18 protein-coding genes and 1 tRNA gene are annotated in these 18,924 nt (G+C 64.0%); 4 read left to right on the top strand and 15 right to left on the bottom strand.

Annotated features, from left to right (window positions below; all coding sequences use genetic code 11):
* Positions 1-121: 121 nt before the first annotated feature.
* Positions 122-198, top strand: a tRNA-Ile gene (locus tag QCE58_RS28555).
* Positions 199-483: 285 nt separating this feature from the next.
* Positions 484-1,110 (top strand): hypothetical protein, encoded by a 627-nt coding sequence (locus QCE58_RS28550; RefSeq protein ID WP_250521513.1) that lies wholly within the window; start codon positions 484-486, stop codon positions 1,108-1,110.
* Between the two features lie 4 nt (positions 1,111-1,114).
* On the opposite strand, the gene QCE58_RS28545 is transcribed toward QCE58_RS28550, so the two are convergent.
* From QCE58_RS28545 to QCE58_RS28530, 4 genes are all read right to left on the bottom strand, one after another.
* Positions 1,115-2,245: an amidohydrolase gene (locus QCE58_RS28545; RefSeq protein ID WP_239295363.1), complete on the bottom strand. Its 1,131-nt coding sequence runs from the start codon at positions 2,243-2,245 to the stop codon at positions 1,115-1,117.
* Between the two features lie 2 nt (positions 2,246-2,247).
* Positions 2,248-3,555, bottom strand: coding sequence for an MFS transporter (locus tag QCE58_RS28540; RefSeq protein ID WP_250440407.1), 1,308 nt, complete (start codon positions 3,553-3,555; stop codon positions 2,248-2,250).
* An 80-nt stretch (positions 3,556-3,635) separates the two neighbouring features.
* Positions 3,636-4,910, bottom strand: a complete 1,275-nt coding sequence (locus tag QCE58_RS28535) for a CaiB/BaiF CoA-transferase family protein (protein WP_175982495.1) — start codon at positions 4,908-4,910, stop codon at positions 3,636-3,638.
* On the bottom strand, positions 4,907-5,890 hold the full coding sequence (locus tag QCE58_RS28530; RefSeq protein ID WP_250440411.1) for a hydroxymethylglutaryl-CoA lyase: 984 nt from the start codon (positions 5,888-5,890) through the stop codon (positions 4,907-4,909). Before QCE58_RS28530 ends, QCE58_RS28535 begins: the two co-directional genes overlap by 4 nt.
* A 156-nt stretch (positions 5,891-6,046) precedes the next feature.
* Here QCE58_RS28530 and QCE58_RS28525 point away from each other — a divergent pair, with 156 nt between their 5' ends.
* Together QCE58_RS28525 and QCE58_RS28520 are read left to right on the top strand one after the other, a co-directional pair.
* Entirely contained in the window at positions 6,047-6,841 is a 795-nt protein-coding gene (locus QCE58_RS28525) for an IclR family transcriptional regulator (protein WP_309780510.1), read from the top strand.
* Between the two features lie 391 nt (positions 6,842-7,232).
* On the top strand, positions 7,233-8,078 hold the full coding sequence (locus QCE58_RS28520; RefSeq protein WP_008353948.1) for a sugar phosphate isomerase/epimerase: 846 nt from the start codon (positions 7,233-7,235) through the stop codon (positions 8,076-8,078).
* Between the two features lie 3 nt (positions 8,079-8,081).
* Here the strand turns inward: QCE58_RS28520 and QCE58_RS28515 are convergent, their stop codons facing one another.
* Genes QCE58_RS28515 through QCE58_RS28465 form a run of 11 tightly spaced genes read right to left on the bottom strand, consistent with a single transcriptional unit; the run spans position 8,082 to position 18,843 of the window.
* Complete coding sequence (locus tag QCE58_RS28515) at positions 8,082-8,861, bottom strand: enoyl-CoA hydratase/isomerase family protein (RefSeq protein ID WP_250521515.1); 780 nt, start codon at positions 8,859-8,861, stop codon at positions 8,082-8,084.
* The gene (locus QCE58_RS28510) at positions 8,854-10,449 is read right to left on the bottom strand and encodes an acyl CoA:acetate/3-ketoacid CoA transferase (protein WP_250521516.1); all 1,596 of its coding nucleotides are present in this window, start codon (positions 10,447-10,449) and stop codon (positions 8,854-8,856) included. The genes QCE58_RS28515 and QCE58_RS28510 overlap by 8 nt, the downstream gene beginning before the upstream one ends.
* A 4-nt stretch (positions 10,450-10,453) precedes the next feature.
* Positions 10,454-11,614, bottom strand: a complete 1,161-nt coding sequence (locus QCE58_RS28505) for an acyl-CoA dehydrogenase family protein (protein WP_250521517.1) — start codon at positions 11,612-11,614, stop codon at positions 10,454-10,456.
* Between the two features lie 20 nt (positions 11,615-11,634).
* A complete protein-coding gene (locus QCE58_RS28500; protein WP_250521518.1) occupies positions 11,635-13,158 on the bottom strand; it encodes an acyl CoA:acetate/3-ketoacid CoA transferase in 1,524 nt (507 codons plus the stop codon).
* 1 nt (position 13,159) lies between these two features.
* Positions 13,160-13,624, bottom strand: coding sequence for a MaoC/PaaZ C-terminal domain-containing protein (locus QCE58_RS28495; protein ID WP_175982492.1), 465 nt, complete (start codon positions 13,622-13,624; stop codon positions 13,160-13,162).
* Positions 13,625-13,635: 11 nt separating this feature from the next.
* Positions 13,636-14,454, bottom strand: a complete 819-nt coding sequence (locus tag QCE58_RS28490) for an aldo/keto reductase (protein WP_008353940.1) — start codon at positions 14,452-14,454, stop codon at positions 13,636-13,638.
* A 12-nt stretch (positions 14,455-14,466) separates the two neighbouring features.
* Positions 14,467-15,225 carry an enoyl-CoA hydratase/isomerase family protein gene (locus tag QCE58_RS28485; protein ID WP_250502740.1) on the bottom strand — a complete coding sequence of 253 codons (759 nt, stop codon included), beginning with the start codon at positions 15,223-15,225 and terminating at the stop codon, positions 14,467-14,469.
* A gap of 23 nt (positions 15,226-15,248) precedes the next feature.
* Positions 15,249-16,043 carry a 3-ketoacyl-ACP reductase gene (locus QCE58_RS28480; protein ID WP_008353938.1) on the bottom strand — a complete coding sequence of 265 codons (795 nt, stop codon included), beginning with the start codon at positions 16,041-16,043 and terminating at the stop codon, positions 15,249-15,251.
* The gene (locus tag QCE58_RS28475) at positions 16,019-17,284 is read right to left on the bottom strand and encodes a TRAP transporter large permease (RefSeq protein WP_008353936.1); all 1,266 of its coding nucleotides are present in this window, start codon (positions 17,282-17,284) and stop codon (positions 16,019-16,021) included. The genes QCE58_RS28480 and QCE58_RS28475 overlap by 25 nt, the downstream gene beginning before the upstream one ends.
* Positions 17,281-17,838 (bottom strand): TRAP transporter small permease, encoded by a 558-nt coding sequence (locus QCE58_RS28470; RefSeq protein WP_008353934.1) that lies wholly within the window; start codon positions 17,836-17,838, stop codon positions 17,281-17,283. Before QCE58_RS28470 ends, QCE58_RS28475 begins: the two co-directional genes overlap by 4 nt.
* Positions 17,839-17,856: 18 nt before the next feature.
* Complete coding sequence (locus QCE58_RS28465; RefSeq protein ID WP_250521519.1) at positions 17,857-18,843, bottom strand: TRAP transporter substrate-binding protein; 987 nt, start codon at positions 18,841-18,843, stop codon at positions 17,857-17,859.
* Positions 18,844-18,924 lie beyond the last annotated feature (81 nt).

The following is an 18,924-nucleotide window of genomic DNA, read 5'->3' as shown; positions in this document are numbered from 1 at the left end:
ACTTGTTTTGAGAGGCGTTGTGAGGCAAACTCGCTACCCTTCGTAGTCGCCTCGCGCAATGTTCTGAAGTGACAGAAAGCGCCGTTTGCGGCGCTTTCTTTTTGCACGCTCTGCCTGCACAGGGCCGGAAGCTTAACTGGTATAAGCTGTCGACTCATAATCGACCGATAGTGGGTTCGAGCCCCACCCGGCCCACCAGCACTTGCTCAAAAGTATCAGGGGGTTAGCGGATTTGCGTTTCTGATAAGGCGCTTTCGGGGACACTCGGGGACAAAGTGGATCACGTGACCCACTCGGGCTTTTTGACACTCGCGCATCTCACCGCCGCCGGTTCAAGAGACGTTCACGCTTGCCGATACGCTTGAGCATATTTGCGAGATCGCCGAGGAGCGCGGCGGGCTATGCCTGTCGAGCGAATGCAGAACGATATGCAGGTACTGGCAGCAAAACATAGCGGGCGCTGTGTTTCGAAGCACTATACCGATGCGCAAACGTCTCTGCTTTGGCAGTGCGAAGAAGGACATCGCTGGCGTGCCAAGCTCGGTAAGGTCAACAGAAGCCGGTGTCCGGTGTGTGCCTTCGATCGCAAGCGTCTGGGCATTGGAAACACGCACGAAATTTGCCGCAGGTTACGGCGGAAAGTGCCTGTCCGACGATTACACAAACAATAGTGTCCTATTGCGCTGGGAATGTGCAAAGGGGCATACGTGGCAGGCGAAGCCCGTGAAGATCATGATCGGCCATTGGTGCCGGACCTGTGCGGTCGAACGGACACGTCTAGGCGTTGAGAAGATGCACGACGCCGCTGCGATGCACGGTGGCAAGTGTTTGTCGGAGACCGACGTCAACACCATCACGCCGTTGGAATGGCAATGCATGGACGGGCATACCTGGAGTGCAAGGCCCGAGAGCATCATTCGGACCGGAAGCTGCTGTCCGGTGTGCCGAGCGGTGAAAATAGCGCAGGCCAGAAAAATCCGGCTTAAATTTGAAGAAGGTTTCCAAGGGCAAAGTCCCGATTCTGCTGTGAAGAGTCCGGATTGGTTCTCTGATGGCCCTGGTGGGTCAAACGCGGTGACGCTTGCGGGTCAGGGGCGATCTCGCCCCTGACAACTCAGCCCAGGCGATACACCCTCGAAACCGTCCCCCGAAACAACGCCTGACGTTCCTCAGCACTTGCCTGTGAAGTCAATCGCTTGAACGCGTTCCAGCCGTTACTGAACGGGTAAGAACCCTTATCGACCGGAAAATTGCTTTCGAACATGCAGCGATCCGCGCCGAACGCTTCGATGCAGGTCAGCATCCACGGCTTCCAGGCTTCGGACAATTCAATCGATGAAGGTGGCCGCTCACCTTTCTCGAAGTCGAAACCGTTGATACGCATTCCGAGTCCGCCCACCTTCACATAAACGTTCGGCAACCGCGCAAGTTCGCGCATCGAACGCGACCATGCATCGAAGACCTCCTTGCGCTGATCCGCGTAGCTGGCGATTCTGACCACTCCCCCACAGTGATTGACGATGAACGGCGTGTCGGGATTTGCCTTCGCCAAATCGAACAATTCGGGAAGCTGAGGGAAAAACAGCCATGCGTCGTAGGAGAGGCCCAAGGCTTTCAACTGCGCGACGCCCGCACGATAACCGGAGTCGAGCAGAAGCCCGCGAGGAACTGCCGAAAGCGGGTTCACTAGCGTGGCGTCCGCATCCCAGGTTACGAGGTGCCGTACACCGCGCAAGCGGCCGTCGCCGGCCTCGAGTTCCGCTTCGAGTACGTCTCGCACGGCAGCGCCGCGACGGAGATCCGCGTATCCGACGATGCCCTTCGCTACCTGCGGCTTCTCTTCCTGCATCGGCGCGGTGACTTGAGCCACATACTCCACTTCGCCGATCGGCCGCATCGGTTCCGGACCCGTGGTGCGGTACCGCGTAAGCGCCTGCATGAAGACAGACGCGGTAATGTTGTGCCCGGACCGTGCATCCTCGAGATACTCGTCGAGCAAATACGTCCAACCCGGGCGCTCATAAAAGTGGTGATGCGCGTCGATGATCGGCATCTCCGGTTCGAGCGCCGCTTCCGTTCCGGATGCAAGCCACTCTGCCCGAACCGGCAGGTAATTGCTGGTCGTACTCATACTGCGCGTTTCCTCTTTGGCGAATGCGTGGCGCACGCTCAGCGCGGGCATCGCGATGGATGCGGCGACCGCGCCAAGCAGCCGGCGCCGGTGAATCGATTGAAGAGTTTGCATGGTCACTTTCCCTTGTTGAACGCGTAGAGGGAAAGCGTCAGCAACGTCGTGAACGCGAGTACGACGGCCAGACCGATCATGCCCGCGGTGAACGTGCCGAAACTATCCTTCAGATAGCCGACCAGATACGGACCGGCAAAGCCGCCCAGCGCGCCGATGGAGTTGATCAGCGCCAGTCCGCCGGCGGCCGCCTGACCCGACAGGAACCGGGCAGGCAGCGTGTAGAAGATCGTTCGGCCTGCGATGGTGCCGATCAACGCCAGCGTGATGCCCGTCAACGCAGGCACCAGTTGCTGAAAATATGTCGAGATGCCGAGCGCGACCGCGCCGATGAAAAGACCAGCCGCGAGGTTGGCGATATGGCCACCGCGGCGATCGACGCGCTTCGCCCACCACAAGAGCGCGATGGTCGCGAAGAAATACGGCACCGCCGATACCCAGCCCGTCTGGGTCACGCTCATGCCGTGCGCCTTGAGCATCTGCGGCAGCCATATGCCGATGCCGTAGGAGCCCATCGTGAAGCCGAAGGAAATCATCGCGAGGATGTACATCCGCACATCTTTGAGCGCTGCGCCGAAATCCTTTTTCTTCTGGCTCGCAGCGCCCTCGCGATCGAACGCGCTTTGCAGCGCCTGACGCTCTTCGGGCGAGAGCCACTTCGCATCGGCGGGTTTGTCCGCGAGCATCTTCAGGACGAAGAAGCCGAGAATGCACGCCGGCAGGCCTTCGACGATAAACATCCATTTCCATCCGGCAAGGCCGAGCAAGCCGTCCATCTTCAGCAGCCAGGTCGACAGCGGTCCGCCCACTAGCGACGAAAGCGGCGTCGAGACCGTGAACCATGCGAGCACCCGAGTGCGATAACTGGCCGGAAACCACACTGCGAGGAAGAAGATCACGCCAGGGAAGAATCCGGCCTCGCCGATTCCCAGCAGAAGACGAATCACGTAGAAGCTCGTCGGTCCAACCGCGAGCGCCGTCGCGGCGGCGAAGAAGCCCCACGTGATCATGATGCGCGCGAGCCATCGCCGGGCGCCGAAGCGATACAGCGCCAGGTTGCTCGGCACTTCGCACAGGCAATAACCCGCGAACATGATGCCCGCGCCCCAGCCGAACTGCGTCGCGGTCAAGCCGAGGTCGCGGTTCATCGTCAGCGCGGCGAACCCGACGCTGGTGCGATCGAGATAGTTGAAGAAATAGGCGAGCGCAAGCAAGGGAATGAATCGCCACGCGGCCTTTCTGACGGCCTGCTGTTCGAGCGTCGTATCGACCGCGCTCTCGGCCGTCATGTTCGATGAAATGGATGTCATGCTTCGTCTCCGGACGGAACACCCAACGCGCGGGCTCATGCCGGCCTACGCGAAGCGGCGTTCCTTTTATGCTGTTGTGCTCAGGCGCTCGCCAGTTCGTTGGCGGAGGGACTGGAAGGATCGTGGGAAAAGGCCGCCTGGCACTTCACGATGCCGGCGTCCGCCAACTGCCTCAGGTCTTCCGATGAGTAACCCAGCTCCAGAAGCAGCGCCTGCGTGTCCTGACCCAGCGAAGGCGGACCTGCGCGAAGTCGCAGACGCTCGCCGCCAAGGGTCAAAGGCAGCAATGCGGTCTTCGTCTGTACTGCTTTGCCCGCGCCGCTTGCGTCGGATGGCAGGGTGACATCGGCAAGTCCGTCCGTTGCGAGCAGATGCGGATCGTCGAAAAGATCCTGCGGCTTCGTGATCGGCGCGTACGGCAGCCCGCAGCGCTCGAAGATGGCGCCGATCTCGGCAGCAGTGAACGCTTCCATGTGGGCGCGAAGCCGCGGCATCAGCCATTCGCGGGCTTGCACGCGCTGATTGTTGCTGGCGATACGCGCGTCGGCCTTCAGATCGTCGAGACCGAAGGCATCGCAGAAGAGCGCCCATTGCGTATCGGAGACGACCGCCAGGAAGATCTGATCGCCGTTCTTCACCGAAAAGACGTCATAGACTGCCCAGGCCGAAATGCGGCTTGGCATCGGCGCGGCGGTTTGTCCCGTCACGGCGTATTGCATCATGTGCTGCGCCACGAGAAACACGTTGTTCTCGAACAGGGCGCTCTGCACCTCTTGTCCGCGGCCGGTCCGCTCGCGTTGTGCCAGCGCCGCCATTGCGCCGATCGCGCCGAACATGCCGCCCATGATGTCGTTGACGCTCGTGCCTGCCCGCAAGGGTCTGCCTTCGGGACCGGTCATGTACGCGAGACCGCCCATCATCTGCACGACTTCGTCGAGCGCGGTGCGATGGTCGTAGGGACCGGGCAGGAAGCCCTTGTGCGACACATAGATCAGACGAGGATTGAGTCTGGACAAGGCCGAATAGCCGAGGCCGAGCTTGTCCACGGTGCCGCTCTTGAAGTTCTCGCTGAAGACATCGGCGTTCGCAAGCAGCTTGTGCACGATCTCCACACCGCGCGGGTCTTTCAGATCGACGGCGATGCTTTTCTTGTTGCGGTTGAACGTGCTGAAGAAGCCTGCTCCCGAGCCTCGCAGATTGCGGGTGCTGTCGCCGGTGATCGGCTCGACCTTGATCACTTCCGCGCCGAGGTCCGCCAGCACCATGCCGCACGTCGGCCCCATCACCATGTGCGTCATCTCTACGACGCGCACGCCGCTGTACGGCAAGGACTGATCCGATTGCACTTCGCTCATTGCGCCGCTCCCAACAAACAGCCTTCCGGCTGGGGCGCACTCGGCGCGCGCCCGTCTGCGTACGAGAAACCTTTCGGCAATCCCGCGTCCTGTACGTGTCCGTAGAGCGCTTCGCCCGGAAGCGCCTGTGCGAGGATCGAGCGCGCGGCAATGAGCTTGTCGATGTCTATGCCCGTGTCGTAGCCCATCGCCTCGAGCAGAAACGCGAGGTCTTCGGTAACGATGTTCCCCGTCGCGCCCGGCGCGTAGGGACAGCCGCCGAGGCCCGCCTGACTCGAATCGATCGTGGTGACGCCGGCATCGAGTGCCGCCACGACATTCGCCAGGCCTTGACCGCGCGTGTTGTGGAAATGAGCGCCGCCCGCCTTCGCGCCGACTTCCGATTGCAGCCGGCGAAACAGGCGGCGAACCTGAACGGGGTTGGCATAACCGCTCGTATCGGACAGGCCGATTTCGTCGACACCGCATTCGGCCATCGCGAGGCACATGCGCATCGTCTGGTCGTCGGTCACGGTGCCCGCAATCGTGCAGCCGAATGCGACCGATACACCCGCTTCGATTTCTGTTCCGGGGAACTGCTCATCGCGCAGCGCGACAATGCTGCGCACCTCATCGATCAACTGCGCGGTCGTTTTGCGGACATTAGCCAACGCGTGTTCATCGGTGACGGACACCGGCAACGTGACCTTATGGACGCCGGCTTCGAACGCGCTTTGCGAGCCGCGCAGGTTCGGCGCCAGTACAGCGACACGAAGGTCCGGAATGGATAACGCGTGAGCGACGACTTCGCGGATATCGGCCATTTGGGGCAGAAGTTTCGGCGGAACGAACGATCCCACTTCGATCTCCTTGAGTCCCGCTGCCGCCAGCGCGGATATCCATTCGAGTTTCGCGGACGTCGGCATGACGCTTCGGATGCTCTGCAAGCCGTCGCGCGGGCCGACTTCGCTGATCAGTATTCGGCGATGTGAGGCGCTCATTTCGCTCCTTGGTTCTGTCAGATAGATCTGTGTTTTGTTAGAGAGAACTCTAGGCGAAGACGTTTATCGATGAAAGCGGGGTTAACCCCGGATTTCAGAACTAGAGTTCTACCGGATAGAACTGTATAGTCGTGGAATTTGATTCGGGAGCGGTGCATGACCAAGGAAGACCAGCCGTCCGATACGAACGAGGCGTCGAGCGGCGTCGCCGTTCTTGACCGGGCGTTCGCCATACTCAATGCCTTCGGGCCGACCGACGACCGGCTGACCCTGACCGAGCTTTCACGCCGGACCGAGCTTTATAAGAGTACGGTTTTGAGGCTGCTCGGCGCTTTGGAGCATGGCGGATTCATCCGGAAGTTGAGCGACGGGCAATACGCAATCGGTCATCAGCCGTTGCGGCTTGCGACGCTCTATCAGCGGTCGTTTCAGGTGGGGCCTGTGATCGAACCGTTGCTTCAGCAGTTGAGCCGGGACTTGGGCGAAACGGCCAGTTTCTACGTACGCCAGGGCGATCAACGTCTCGTGTTGTATCGCGTCGAACCTAGCCGCAGCGTTCGGGTATCGATTCGCGTCGGAGAGGAGTTCGCGATCGATAAGGGCGCCTCCGGCAAAGTCCTGCTCGCGCTCTCCGAGACACAGGATCCGCGCTGGCAAGAGATCCGCGAACGGCTATGGGCCACCTCGTTTGGCGAGAGGGATCCGGAAACGGCATCGGCCTCGGTGCCCGTGTTCGATTCGACCGGCGAGTTGCAGGGCGCGTTGACGCTTTCAGGACCAAAGGGCCGTTTCGATGCTCCGGCGGTCATTGATGCAGCATTGGCGATGTTGCTCGATAGCGCGCGGCGAGCGACCGTCGCACTGGGCGGAAACGGATCGAGATATGACGCGAGCATCGCGAGCTTCGTGAAAGCGCCGCCAGCCGCCGATGGAAGCGAGCGCTCTGCCTGAAGGACGGCAGTCACATGCTTTCACGCACACGCCGCACGGATGAAGTCGGGAATCTCGACGGCTTTCAGCTTTCCATCGGCTTGTTTGACACACAGCGCGCGCGTCGCGCGAAATTCGCAGATCAGCGTTTCACCGCGCACGATCCGATGCCGCTGAACGTAACGCGGCCGCATAGCACTTGCTAGATCGATCTACTTGCCTTAGAGTCTTTTGACCAGGCCGAGCGTGCCCTGACCGCCCCGCCCAGGTCGATGCACGAACAATCTGCTCGCCGATAACGCGACCCCGACGCGGCCGCCGCGCTCGGCCTCGCGGGCAAACGTGGCCCGCGTGATCCGCACGATGGCTGCGTCGACGGCGGCCCGATGATCCAACGTTTCTGAGGTGAACCATGCGTGAACTTAACGGGCGCGGCGATCTCTGCTGCATCAACACGGGCACGCTCGGCTATCGCGAGCCGATCGAAGTGACGGCCGGACGCATCGCCGAACAGGGCTTCGGCTGGATCACGCCGTGGCGTCAGGAAATCGACGAGAACAATCCGCAAGCAGCCGCCAGTGCGATCCGCGCGGCCGGCCTGAAGGTCGGCGCGTATTGCCGCACGGCGTATTTCGCGGCCAACGACGCCGCGGGCCGTCGCGCCGCGATCGATTCCAACCGCCGCGCGCTGGAAACGGCAGCCGTGCTGGGCGCGCCGATGCTCGTCGCCGTCGTCGGCGGATTGCCGCCCGGTTCGCGCGATATCGACGATGCACGCGAGCAGATTCTCGACGGTCTCGCCGCCTTGCAGCCGACGATGAACGAAACGGGCGTGCGCGTCGCGCTCGAGCCCTTGCATCCGGTGTACGCGGCCGATCGCAGCCTGCTCAATACGCTCGACCAGGCGCTGGACTGGTGCGACCGGCTCGACCCGTCGCGCGAGGGAGGCTTCGGCGTGGCCATCGACGCTTACCATGTCTGGTGGGATCCGGCGCTGATGCCCGCCATCGCGCGCGCGGGCGACCGGATCCTCGCGCTGCACGTATGCGACTGGCTGGTCGAAACCCGCGATCCGTTGCAGGACCGCGGAATGATGGGCGATGGCGTCATCGATCTCAAGCGGCTGCGCGCGGCGGTGGAAGCCGCCGGTTACGACGGTCCCGTCGAAGTGGAGATTTTTTCCCGGCTCGACTGGTGGGCGCGCCCGGCCGACGAGACGTTGCGGATCTGCCGCGAGCGCCTGTTCGAGTGCTGCTGAGCATCAACGTCCGACGTAAATCGGCGGCCGCTTCTCGCTAAAACTGCGGATGCCCTCCGCGGCATCCTCGGTGCTCGCGGCGAGCGCGCCCGCCATCGCTTCGAGAGTCGAGCCTGTTTCCTCGCCGCTGGCGGCGTTGAGCAACTGTTTGGTCAGTTGCAGCGCCACCGGTGCGCGCGCCGTCATGTCCAGCGCCAGTCGATGCGCGCGTTCCAGCACGCGGTCCTGCGGCACGACCTCGTGCACAAGGCCGCACGCCCGCGCGTCCGCGGCCGTCACGCGCGCGCCGCTCAAGGCGAGGTATTTTGCGTGGCTCGCGCCGGTCAGACGCACGAGCCGCTGCGTGCCCGACCAGCCGGGGCAAGTGGCAATCGATGCCTCCGGCAGCGCGAAACGGGCCTCTTCGGCCGCGATACGCACGTCGGCCGTGATCGCCAGTTCCAGCCCGCCGCCGAAGGCATGACCGTTGATCGCCGCGATCACGGGCTGACGCAGCCGCGCCCATTGGTCGAAGACCTGATGACCTCGCCGCACCCAGTGGCGCCACATGTCCAGCGGCCTGAGCGCGGCCCATTCGTTGATGTCCGCGCCGACGCAGAACGCCTTCACGCCGCCGCCCGCGAGGATGACGACGCGCGTCTCATCGTCGGCTTCGATCGCGCGGGCCGCATCTTCGAGTTGATCCAGCATGGCGGGCGTCAGCGCATTGAGCTTGTCCGGCCGGTTCAGCGTGACGATGGCGACAGCCGCATCGCGAACGATGGAAACGAAGCGATCAGTCATGGCGTCCTTCGCGAGGTTTGAGCCGGAGTCCGAAGGGCGCATCGGTGAAAAGCGCTGCATCCATCTGACGCAGATCCGAGGCGACCTTTAGCGCAACCTCGGCCTGATCCAGAATGTCGCGCTGCAAATCCACGCCGGGAGCGATCTCGCGCACGGTCAGCCCGTCATCGAGAAGATCGATGACGCAGCGTTCGGTCACGTAAGTCACGCGCTGCCCGCGCTCGCGCCCCACGCGGCCGCTGAACGTGATCTGCTCGGCCGTCCGGACGAACTTGCGCGTGCGGCCTTCCTTGACGATCGCGAGCCTGCCGCCGCCGACTTCCAGCTGCGCGCCCGCAGTGAAAAAGCCCGAGAACACGATGCGGCGCGCATGAGCGGTGATATCGACGAAACCGCCGCAGCCCGCCGTCAGATACGGTTTCGACGCGAGCCGGGAGACATTCACGCTGCCATCGGCGTCGACTTGCAGAAAGGACAGCAGTGCGATGTCGAAGCCGCCGCCCTGAAAATACGTGAACTGGTTCGGCGACGCGACGATCGCGTCCGCGTTCGATGCGCAACCGAAAGCGAACCCGAGCAAAGGCATGCCGCCGACCGCGCCCTGTTCGATCGCCCACGTCACTTCGCCGTGCAAGCCTTCCTCGAGCAGGATGCGCGGCACATTGGCCGAAATGCCGAAGCCCAGATTGGCCGCGTACCCATGCGCGAGCTCCATCGCGGCGCGGCGGGCGATGACCTTCTCCGGTCCCCACGGCGTCGGCTCGAACGAATCCTTCGGAAGCGTGATTTCGCCGCTGATCGCGGGATCGTAGGGCGTCTGCGTGGTCTGCCACTGGTCCGGATCGACCACGACGTAATCGACCAGATTGCAGGGCACCCGCACGTCGTGCGGCCGCAGCGTGCCGGATTTCACCACGCGCTTGACCTGCGCGATCACGATGCCGCCGTTGTTGCGCGCGGCCAGCGCCTGATCGATGCCGCCCAGCAGCGCGCCTTCGTGTTCGTAGCCGAGATTGCCCGCTTCGTCGGCCGTGGTCGCGCGGATGATCGCCACGCGCGGCGCGATCGCCGGGAAGTAGAGCCAGTCATCGCCATCGAAGGACACCTTGCGCACGACCGGACGCGCGGCGGCGGCGGCGTTCATCGCGCAGCCCTGTAAATCGGGATCGACGAACGTGCCCATTCCGACCTTGGTCAGCACGCCGGGACGCTTCGCGGCGGCGTCGCGGTGCATGTCGAACAGGATGCCGCTCGGAACGTTGTAGGCCTCGATTTCGTTGTCGGCGATCATGCGCCAGATGTTCGGCATCGGCAGCGACGACGGGCCGCTCGGATACGAGCCCGCGAGCGTGCGCGCGAGCAGCCCGGGCCGGGCGAGATGATCGATGCCCTTGACGCCGTACATGTCGCCCGCGGCGATCGGGTTCAGCGTCGTGAGGTCGCGCGGCTGTCCCTCGCGCTCGAAGCGCTCGCCGATGGCCGCGAGAATCTTGTCGGGGCAGCCGAGCGCGCTGGACGAGCTGATGCTGACGACATCGCCGGTTCGCACGAGCCTGGCCGCCGCGTCCGCGGTAATGAGCTTTCTCATGTTTTTATCGATGAAGGTCGAACAGCGCTGCGCCGCGCTTCATCGCGTTGCGGGCGATGATGCCGCGATGAATCTCCGAGGTGCCGTCGAAGATGCGATAGACGCGCGCATCGCGGTAATAGCGTTCGATGGCCAGCTCCTTGCAGAAGCCCATGCCGCCGAAGACCTGCACCGCGCGATCGACGACGCGCCCAAGCGTCTCGGAAGCCTGCACCTTGACCATTGAAATCCAGTCGCGCGCGTCCTGTCCCGCGTCCATCATGCTCGCGGTGTTGAGCAGCATCAGCCGCGCCGCGTTGATCTCCATCACGCTGTCCGCGATGAGTTGCTGGATCATTTGAAAATCGCCGATGCGCGTGCCGAACTGCCGCCGTTCGCCGGCGTACTCGATCATCATTTCGAGCACGTGCGTCGCCTTGCCGATGCCGCGCGCGCCGATCAACGCGAGGCGCACGCGGCCGAGCATGTTCATCGCGAGTTTGAAGCCTTCGCCCTGTCGTCCGATGAGGGCCATCGGCTCTAGCGGGACGTCGTCGAAGAAGAGTTCGTGGTGCGGCGTGCCGCGAAGACCCATCATCCGTTGATCGCGGCCGACAGTGAAACCCGGAAGATTCTTGTCGACGGCGAAGAGCGAGATTTCCTTCTCGCCGGTGCGGGCCGAGACGAGAAAGAAATCGCTCCATTGCGCATCGCTGATGAAGTGCTTGCTGCCGTTCAGCGCCCAGCCGAACGACGTCTTGCGCGCCGTGGTTTCGATGCCCTGGGCGTCCGAACCCGCGCCCGTTTCGGTGATCGCGAGGCCGCAGGTTCGCGCGCCGGCAATCGCCGGTTTCAGCCAGCGGTCGATCTGTTCGCCTTCGCAGGCGAGCAGCGCGTCGTAGACGTTGCCGAACGCGCGCCGCACGAGTATGTCGGAGCTGTGCCCGAACTGCTCCTCGCATAGCATCGAATCGACCGTGTTCAGTCCGCCGCCGCCGAGTTCGGCGGGCATGTTCACCGCATAAAGACCCAGCGCCCGCGCCCGCGCCTGCAAGTCGCGGGCGATCTCGGGCGCGAGCGCGCCTTCCTCTTCCACTTGCTCTTCGAGCGGCTGCAACTCGGACCGGACGAAGCGGCGCGCGGTCTCGATCATCATTTTCTGCGTGTCGCTCAGCGTGAAGTCCATCGATCTCTCCGATTCGAGTTTTAGTCCGCACTGGTCGCGGCGACACGCAGCGACGGATGCAACGAGACTTCGAAGGGCATACGTTCGAGCACGTCGCGAACGAGGTCGACGCCCGGCGCGATTTCGATCAGCCGCAAGCCTTCGGGCGCGAGTTCGAAGACGGCACGCTCGGTGACGTAAAGCACTTGTTGGCCGTCCGCGCGGGCGCGCTTGCCGCTGAACGTGATGTGGCGCACTTGCTCGACCAGCTTCGGGACCGCGCCGTGACGCCGGATGCGCACTTGCCCGTCTTCCAGCTCGACTTCAAGCCCCTTCGCCTCGAACGTGCCGCAAAAGACGACCTTGCGCGTGCGCTGCGTGATGTCGACGAAGCCGCCCGGCCCGACGATGTTCTCCCCCAGCCACGAGACGTTGACGTTGCCTTGCGCGTCGAGTTCGCCCATGCCGAGGAACGCGATATCGATGCCGCCGCCGCTGAACAGGTCGAACTGATCGGTGGACTTGAGGATCGCGCTCGCATGGCGCGTGGCGCCGAACAGATCGCCGCCCAGCAGTTCGCCGTTGTGCGATCCCTGCTCGATCACGGTCCAGCTGATGTCCACGCCTTCCGCATGCGCCACCGCGGGAATGCCATCGGGCAAACCGTAACCGAAGTTGACGCACGCGCCGGGTTCCAGCTCCTTCGCGGCGCGTTTCGCGATGATGTAGCGGATGCCCTCGGGCAGCGGCGGCGGCATGCGCGTGGCGGGCGCGGGCGCTTCGCCGCTGATGGCCGGATCGTAGTGCCCGCTGGTCGTCTGCTTCTGATCCGCGTACACGCAGATATCGTCGACGAGAACGCCCGGCACGGTGACCGCGCGCGCCGGCGTGATCGGCGTGGCGCATACGTCGCGCACCTGCGCGAACACGCGGCCGCCGCGGTTGTGCGCGGCGAGCGCGGCGGCGAAAGCGTCGATATCGGCCGGCTCTTCGCGCGATGTCAGATTGCCCTGCATGTCCGCCGTGGTGCCGCGCACGATCGCGAAGTCGATTTCGAAGGGCTTGTACCAGAGCAGTTCCTTGCCGCCCAGCGTGACGACTTCGACGAGATCGTCCCGCGCGCGCAGGTTGACGCGCCCGCCGCCGTGGCGCGGATCGGCGAAGGTATCGAGGCCGATGTGCGTGACGAGTCCGTGGCGGCCCGCGCCGGCTTCGCGGATCAGCGTCTGGATCACACCGGCGGGCAGGGTGTAGGCCTCGATGCGTTCCTCGCGCGCGAGCTTCTGCATCGGCTTGGACCAGGTCCAGTGGCCGCCGATCACGCGCTTCACCATGCCTTCGTGCGCGAAGCGGCTGATGCCGCTCTTGACGCCGTCGCCGATGCCGAGGCCGTGGATCAGCGTGAGATCGCGCGGATGGCCCGTCGCGAGAAAGCGGCGCTCGATGGCTTCCGTGATGTGATCGGGTTCGACGAGTCCGCCGCCCGAGCCGCTCAATACGACGACCGCGCCGTCGAAGACCGCCGCCGCCATGAAATCCGCATCGGTCAGGTGTGCACGCTTCATTTCATCGGTTCTCGTTGTCCGTCCGTGCGCCCGCGCGGACCATCAGCACGTTGATTCCGTCCTGGATCAGCACGCCGTCCTGGTTGTGTACTTCGACCTGCAAACGCACGATGCCGCGATCGGAGCGGCGCGTCGGACGCTTGTCCAGCACGCGGATGCGCCCCTGGACGCGGTCGCCGATCAGCACCGGTTTGTGAAAGCGATACGTCCACTCGAGCGTCGCGACGGCGGCAAAGCGCGTCGCCGCGCGGTTCTTGAGGCCGTCGAGCATGGCGAGGCACAGCAGACCGTGCGCGACGCGGCCGGGAAAGCCGACATCGCGGGCGAATTCGTCGTCCATGTGGACATCGAAGAAATCGCCCGAGATGCCCGCGAACTGCACGACATGGCTTTCGGTGACCACGATGCCCGACGTCGTGAAGCCGAGGCCGGGCTCGATCTCGTCGAAGAGCAGGGGATGGCTCATGCGGTTCCTTATCAGTCGAACTCGGGCGCATACGGCACCCGTTCGCGATTGACGATGCGGTAATTGGTGTCGTTCAGCGCGTCGATGCGATGCATGTCGATGCTCGACAGCGTGAAGTCCATCACGTCGAAGTTGGCCTCGATGTTCCTGCGCTGCGTCGACATCGTGTTGATCGGGACGCCTTTCTGGAGAATCCAGCGCAGCGCCACCTGCGCACCCGACTTGCCGTAGCGCGCACCGATTTCCTCGAAAAGCGGATAGTTGAAGATTTCGCCGCGCGCGACCGAGCAGTACGACGAAAGCGGAATGCCGGTCTCGATGGCGGTATCCATCAGCACACGCTGATTCAAGAGCGGATGGAACTCGACCTGATTGGTGACGAGCGGCAGCGCGGTCGCGGCTTTCGCGGCGCGCATCATCGCGGCGTTGAAGTTGCTGACGCCGATATGACGCGTCAAGCCCGCGCGCGCCGCTTCTTCGAGGCGCCGCACGGAAGGCGCGACGTTGCCGTCCGCGGGCGGCCAGTGCAGCAGCAGGACGTCGGCCTGCTCGATCTTCAGCTTCTCGAGGCTTTCGCGCAGCGACGGCATGAAACGTTCGTCGGAATCGTTGGCGGGCGCGATCTTGGTCGTGATGCACAACTCGTCGCGCGGGATGCCGATCGCCCGCAGCGACGAGCCGACGCCGAGTTCGTTGTCGTAGAGCTGCGCGGTATCGATCGCGCGATAGCCGGTTTCGATCGCGTCCGTCAGCGCGTCGCGCAGTTGCTGTCCGTTGAGCGGCCAGGTGCCGAAAGATCGTTGATGCGTGCGTTGGAAAAGTATGTTCATGGCGTCGTGACATCAGAAGACGGCGGCCGTCTTCGCGAAAAAGGCGCGGATGCCGAGCTCCGCGTCGGGACTGGAGCGGACCGCGAGCGCGGCCGATGTATAGGCTGCGTGCGGATCGTCGTGGTCATCGACGATCAGCGCCTTGGCGAGCGCGGCGGCGCGCGGCGATACGCGGCACAGGCGCGCGGTCCATTCCTGCAACTGCGCTTCGACTTCCTGCGGCGCGCAGACCGCATTGACGATGCCCCACTGCAGCGCGGTCGATGCATCGATCTCCTGCGACAGCAGCACCGCTTCGAGCGCGCGCCCACGGCCCGCGATGCGCTGCAAGCGGTCGCCGCCCTCCCAGCCGGGAATGGCGCCGATGGAAACTTCCGGAAAGCGCAGGCGCGCGCCGGTGCCAGCGAGCCGCAGATCGCAGCACAGCGCGAGTTCCAGGCCGCCGCCGAAGCACAGTCCTTCGATGACGGCCACGGTCGGGCAGCGCAGCCGTTCGAAGCGCCGGAACACCGCGTTGCCTTCGCCGACCCATTGCGTCGCGAATGTCTCCGGACTCAGCGCCGACCATTCGCGGATGTCGGCGCCGGACGAAAACACGCCGCCCGGCGTGCCGCGCAGCACGACGGCGCGAATGCCGTCGTCCCGGTTGATTTGCGCGATCTGCTCGTCGAGCGCGGCCAGCATCGCGAAGTCGAGCGCGTTGGCCTTGCCCGGATTGCTGAGTTCCAGCACGAGCACGGCATCTTCGCGACGCGAGAGAATGTGTCCCATCGATGGTTCCTCGGTCGTCGTGGTCACAGGCGCGGAACGGAGAGCGCGCCGTCGACGTTGAGCACGCTGCCCGTCGCGAACGCCATCTGTCCGCAGACGAGCGCCGCGACGGCCGACGCGACGTCCTGCGGCGCGCCCCAGCGCTTCATCGGGACGATGCCGCCGGCGATGCGTTCGTCGTAGCGCGCGGCGACGCCTTCCGTCATCGGCGTGCGGATGATGCCGGGGCGCACTTCGAATACGCCGATTGCGAGCGGCGCGAGGCGCAGCGCGAACAGCTTGGTGAGCATGCCCAGCCCGGCCTTCGACATGCAGTATTCGCCGCGCTCCGTCGACGCGAGTTCGGCGCTGACCGACGACACCGAGACGATGCTGCGCGAATCTTCGCTGCCGATCGCGGCCATGTGGCGCGCCACGGCCTGCGTGAGAAAGAACGTGCCGCGCATGTTGATATCGACGACGCGGTCATAGGACTGCTCGTCTACCTCCAGCAGATCGCCGCGCTGCCCGGCCGAGACGCCCGCGTTGTTGACGAGACAGGTGATCGGCCCGCAGTCCGAAACGATGCGCTCGACGAGCGCGCGATGGGCGGCGCTATCGGCGAGATCGTGCCGGTAAAAGCGTGCGCGCGCGCCGTGCGCTTCGACGGCGGCCATCGTTTCGTTCGCGTTGTCGTCATCGATGTCGATCAGCGCGAGATCGAACCCGCGCGTCGCCAGCTCGATCGCGATGCTCGCGCCGATGCCGCGGCGCGCGCCGGTGACGAGCGCGAGCGGCGGGGCGCGGCGCGGCGTCAGTACAGGAGATGAGGTAGCCATTCGGAGAACGCCGGCACGAAAGCCAGCAGCAGGATGGTCACGAACATGATGGCCATGAATGGCAGCATGGGCCGCACAAGATTCACCATTCGGATGTTGGCGACGCCGGTGACGATGAAGCAGGCCGTGCCGATCGGCGGCGTCACGAGCGAGATGCCGACGATGGCGATGGCGAGAATCGCGAAATGGATGTCGCTGAAGCCGGCGTCCTGCGCGATCGGCAGGAATAGCGGAATCAGCAGGATGAGCGCGGGAATGCCGTCGAGCAACGCGCCCAGCAGCCAAAACACGACCACGATGAACACCGTGAAGACGAACTTGTTGCCGGTCAGTTGCGTAGCGAATTCGGCGACCTGCTCGCCGACCGAGTTGTACGCCAGCATGTATCCGAGAATCTGCGCGACGCCGACGAGCGACAGCACGATTGCGCTGGTGCGGCCCGCCTTGATCAGAATGCCGAGCCATGCGCGGTTCGGAATGGATCGCTGCACGAGCGTGATGATCGTCACGTAGGCCACCGCCGCCGCTGCGGATTCGGTCGCCGTGAAGAAGCCCATGAAGATCCCGCCCAGGATGATGATCGGCGCACCGAGCGCGGGGATCGCGAGCATGAACGCGCGGCCGAGCTCGCGCACGCTGAAGTGGACCGGCGCGACGGGCGGCTCGGAGCGCGCGCGATACATGATGATGAGCATCTTCGTGATGCCGACCAGCAGGGCAGGCAGCGTCGCCGCGAGAAAGAGCTTCGTGACCGACATGTTCGCGACCGTCGCCAGCACGATGATCGTGATCGACGGCGGAATCAGAATGCCCGTGCCGGCCGCCGCCGCGATAATCGCGGACGACCATTCCTTGCGATAGCCGGCTTTTTCCATCGACGGCAGCATCGCCGAACTGATCGCGGCGGCATCCGCGTTGACGGAGCCGCTCAAGCCGGAGAAGACCATCGTCGAGGCGACGGCGGAAACGCCGAGCCCGCCGGGCACGCGGCCCACCAGCAGATTCATGAAGTTGACGAGGCGCCCGGCCGAGCCCGAATGAAAGAGAATTTCTCCGGCGAGGATGAACAGCGGCACGGCGAGCAGCGTGAACGAATCGACGCCGTGATACATCGCCTGCGCGATGTTGGTCAGCGGCAGGCCTTGCATCAGGCCGTCGATGGTGCCGACCGCGCCCAGCGAAGCGATGATCGGCGCGCCGGCGACGACGAATAGCGCGAGCAGTCCGACGGTCAGAATCATTGCGTCCTCGTCTCGGTATGGCCGTGGCCGTGTTGCGCGCTTTCGAGGTTAGCGTGGGCGGCCAGGTCCCATGCGTGCGCCGCGAGATGCAGCAGACCCAGCGCGCTGCCGGCGGGAATCGCGGCGAACGATATCCATTGCGGGATGCCGCTCGGCGTCATCTGGTTGAGCCCGAGCTGCATGAACTGCCAGCCGCCCCAAGTGAGCGCCACGAGCAGGAAGCCCATCAACAGCATCTGCGCGAATGACGCCAGCGCGAGCCATCGGCCGCTCAGCTTGTCTTCGAAGAGTTCGAAAGCGACGTGCACCTTGTCGCGCACCCCGACCGCGATGCCGATGAAGGTCATCCAGATCATCAACGTGACGCTGACCTCGATGTTCCACGAGAGCGAGACGTGGAAGACGAAGCGGGACAGGATGCCCGCAAGAACGACGCAGAAGATCGCGAAAACCAGGACCGCTATCAGCAGGTCTTCGACGCTCGCGAGCACGCGCAACGCCGCAACCTTGTTGATGCTGTCCCGTGGCTCGCGCGAACGCGGATCGGGTTTCATGTCGGGAACCTCCGGCGGTTATCCGAGGGCGGGCAGGTAGGTGCCCAGTTCGGCGAAGTTGGCGCGGTACTTCGTATAGATCGGCTTGACCGCTGCCTGGAACGCGGGAAGATTCGCGTCGTTGAACGCCACGCCGGCCTTCTTCGCTTCGGCCAGATACTTCGCATCGGAAGCCAGCCACAGATCGCGTTCGTGCTGCTGAGCCTGCGCGGCGGCTTCCTTCACGGCGTCCTGTTTCTTGGGGTCGAGCGAGTCGAACCACTTCTTGCTGGCGAGCATCGGATCGATCGAGAAGAAGTGATTCGTGTACGAGTAGTGCTTCGCCACCTCGCTGTGATGCTGCTGAACGAAGAACGTCACCGAGTTCTCCGCACCATCGACGACGCCCTGCTGCAACGCGGAATAGATTTGCGTCGTGTCGAGCGGCGTCGCCTGTGCGCCGAGCTGGTTGAACGTCGCGATCATGATCTGATTGCCTTGCGTACGGATCTTCAGGCCCTTCAGATCGCCGGGTTCGTTGATCGGACGCGTGCGGTTGTAGACGCTGCGCAAGCCCGAGTCGAACCAGCCCAGCAGCACGAAGCCGAGATTGTCGAGGATGCCCGCATAGGCCTTGCCGAGCGCACCGTCCTGAGCCGCGAAGAGCGACTTCCGGTCGGGAAACGCGAAGGGCATCGCGAAGAGTCCGAGACGCTTGTCGTAGCCTTCCAGGTCCGCCACGTTGGTCACCGTGACCTCGAGCGTGCCGTTGCGCAGTTGCTCGTTCATGCGCGTGTGGGAGCCGAGCACGCCGTCCGGAAATACGCGCGCGTCGAAGCCGGTCGTTTCCTTCAGACGCTTGGCCATCAGATTCTCGGTGATGACCTCGGGATTGTGGCGGTCGACGACATCGCCGATGCGGATCGTCGGGGTGTCGGCGCTCGCCAGGCGCGGCAGGCAACCCGCGGCCGCCGACGCAGCCGTGAGCATCAAAATCTTGCGGCGAGAAAGCAGATAGTCACGCATGTCTCGGACTCCTATGGGTCTGATGTCCATATTGCATTGCGACGAAAAAGGCGCGAAGAGACGCTGCCGATGCGACTGCGA

The sequence above is a fragment of the Caballeronia sp. LZ028 genome (genome assembly GCF_031451415.1).
GTDB classification, from domain to species: domain Bacteria; phylum Pseudomonadota; class Gammaproteobacteria; order Burkholderiales; family Burkholderiaceae; genus Caballeronia; species Caballeronia zhejiangensis.
The sequence above is the reverse complement of the archived record's forward strand: the minus strand, read 5'-3'. Positions and strand labels throughout refer to the sequence as shown.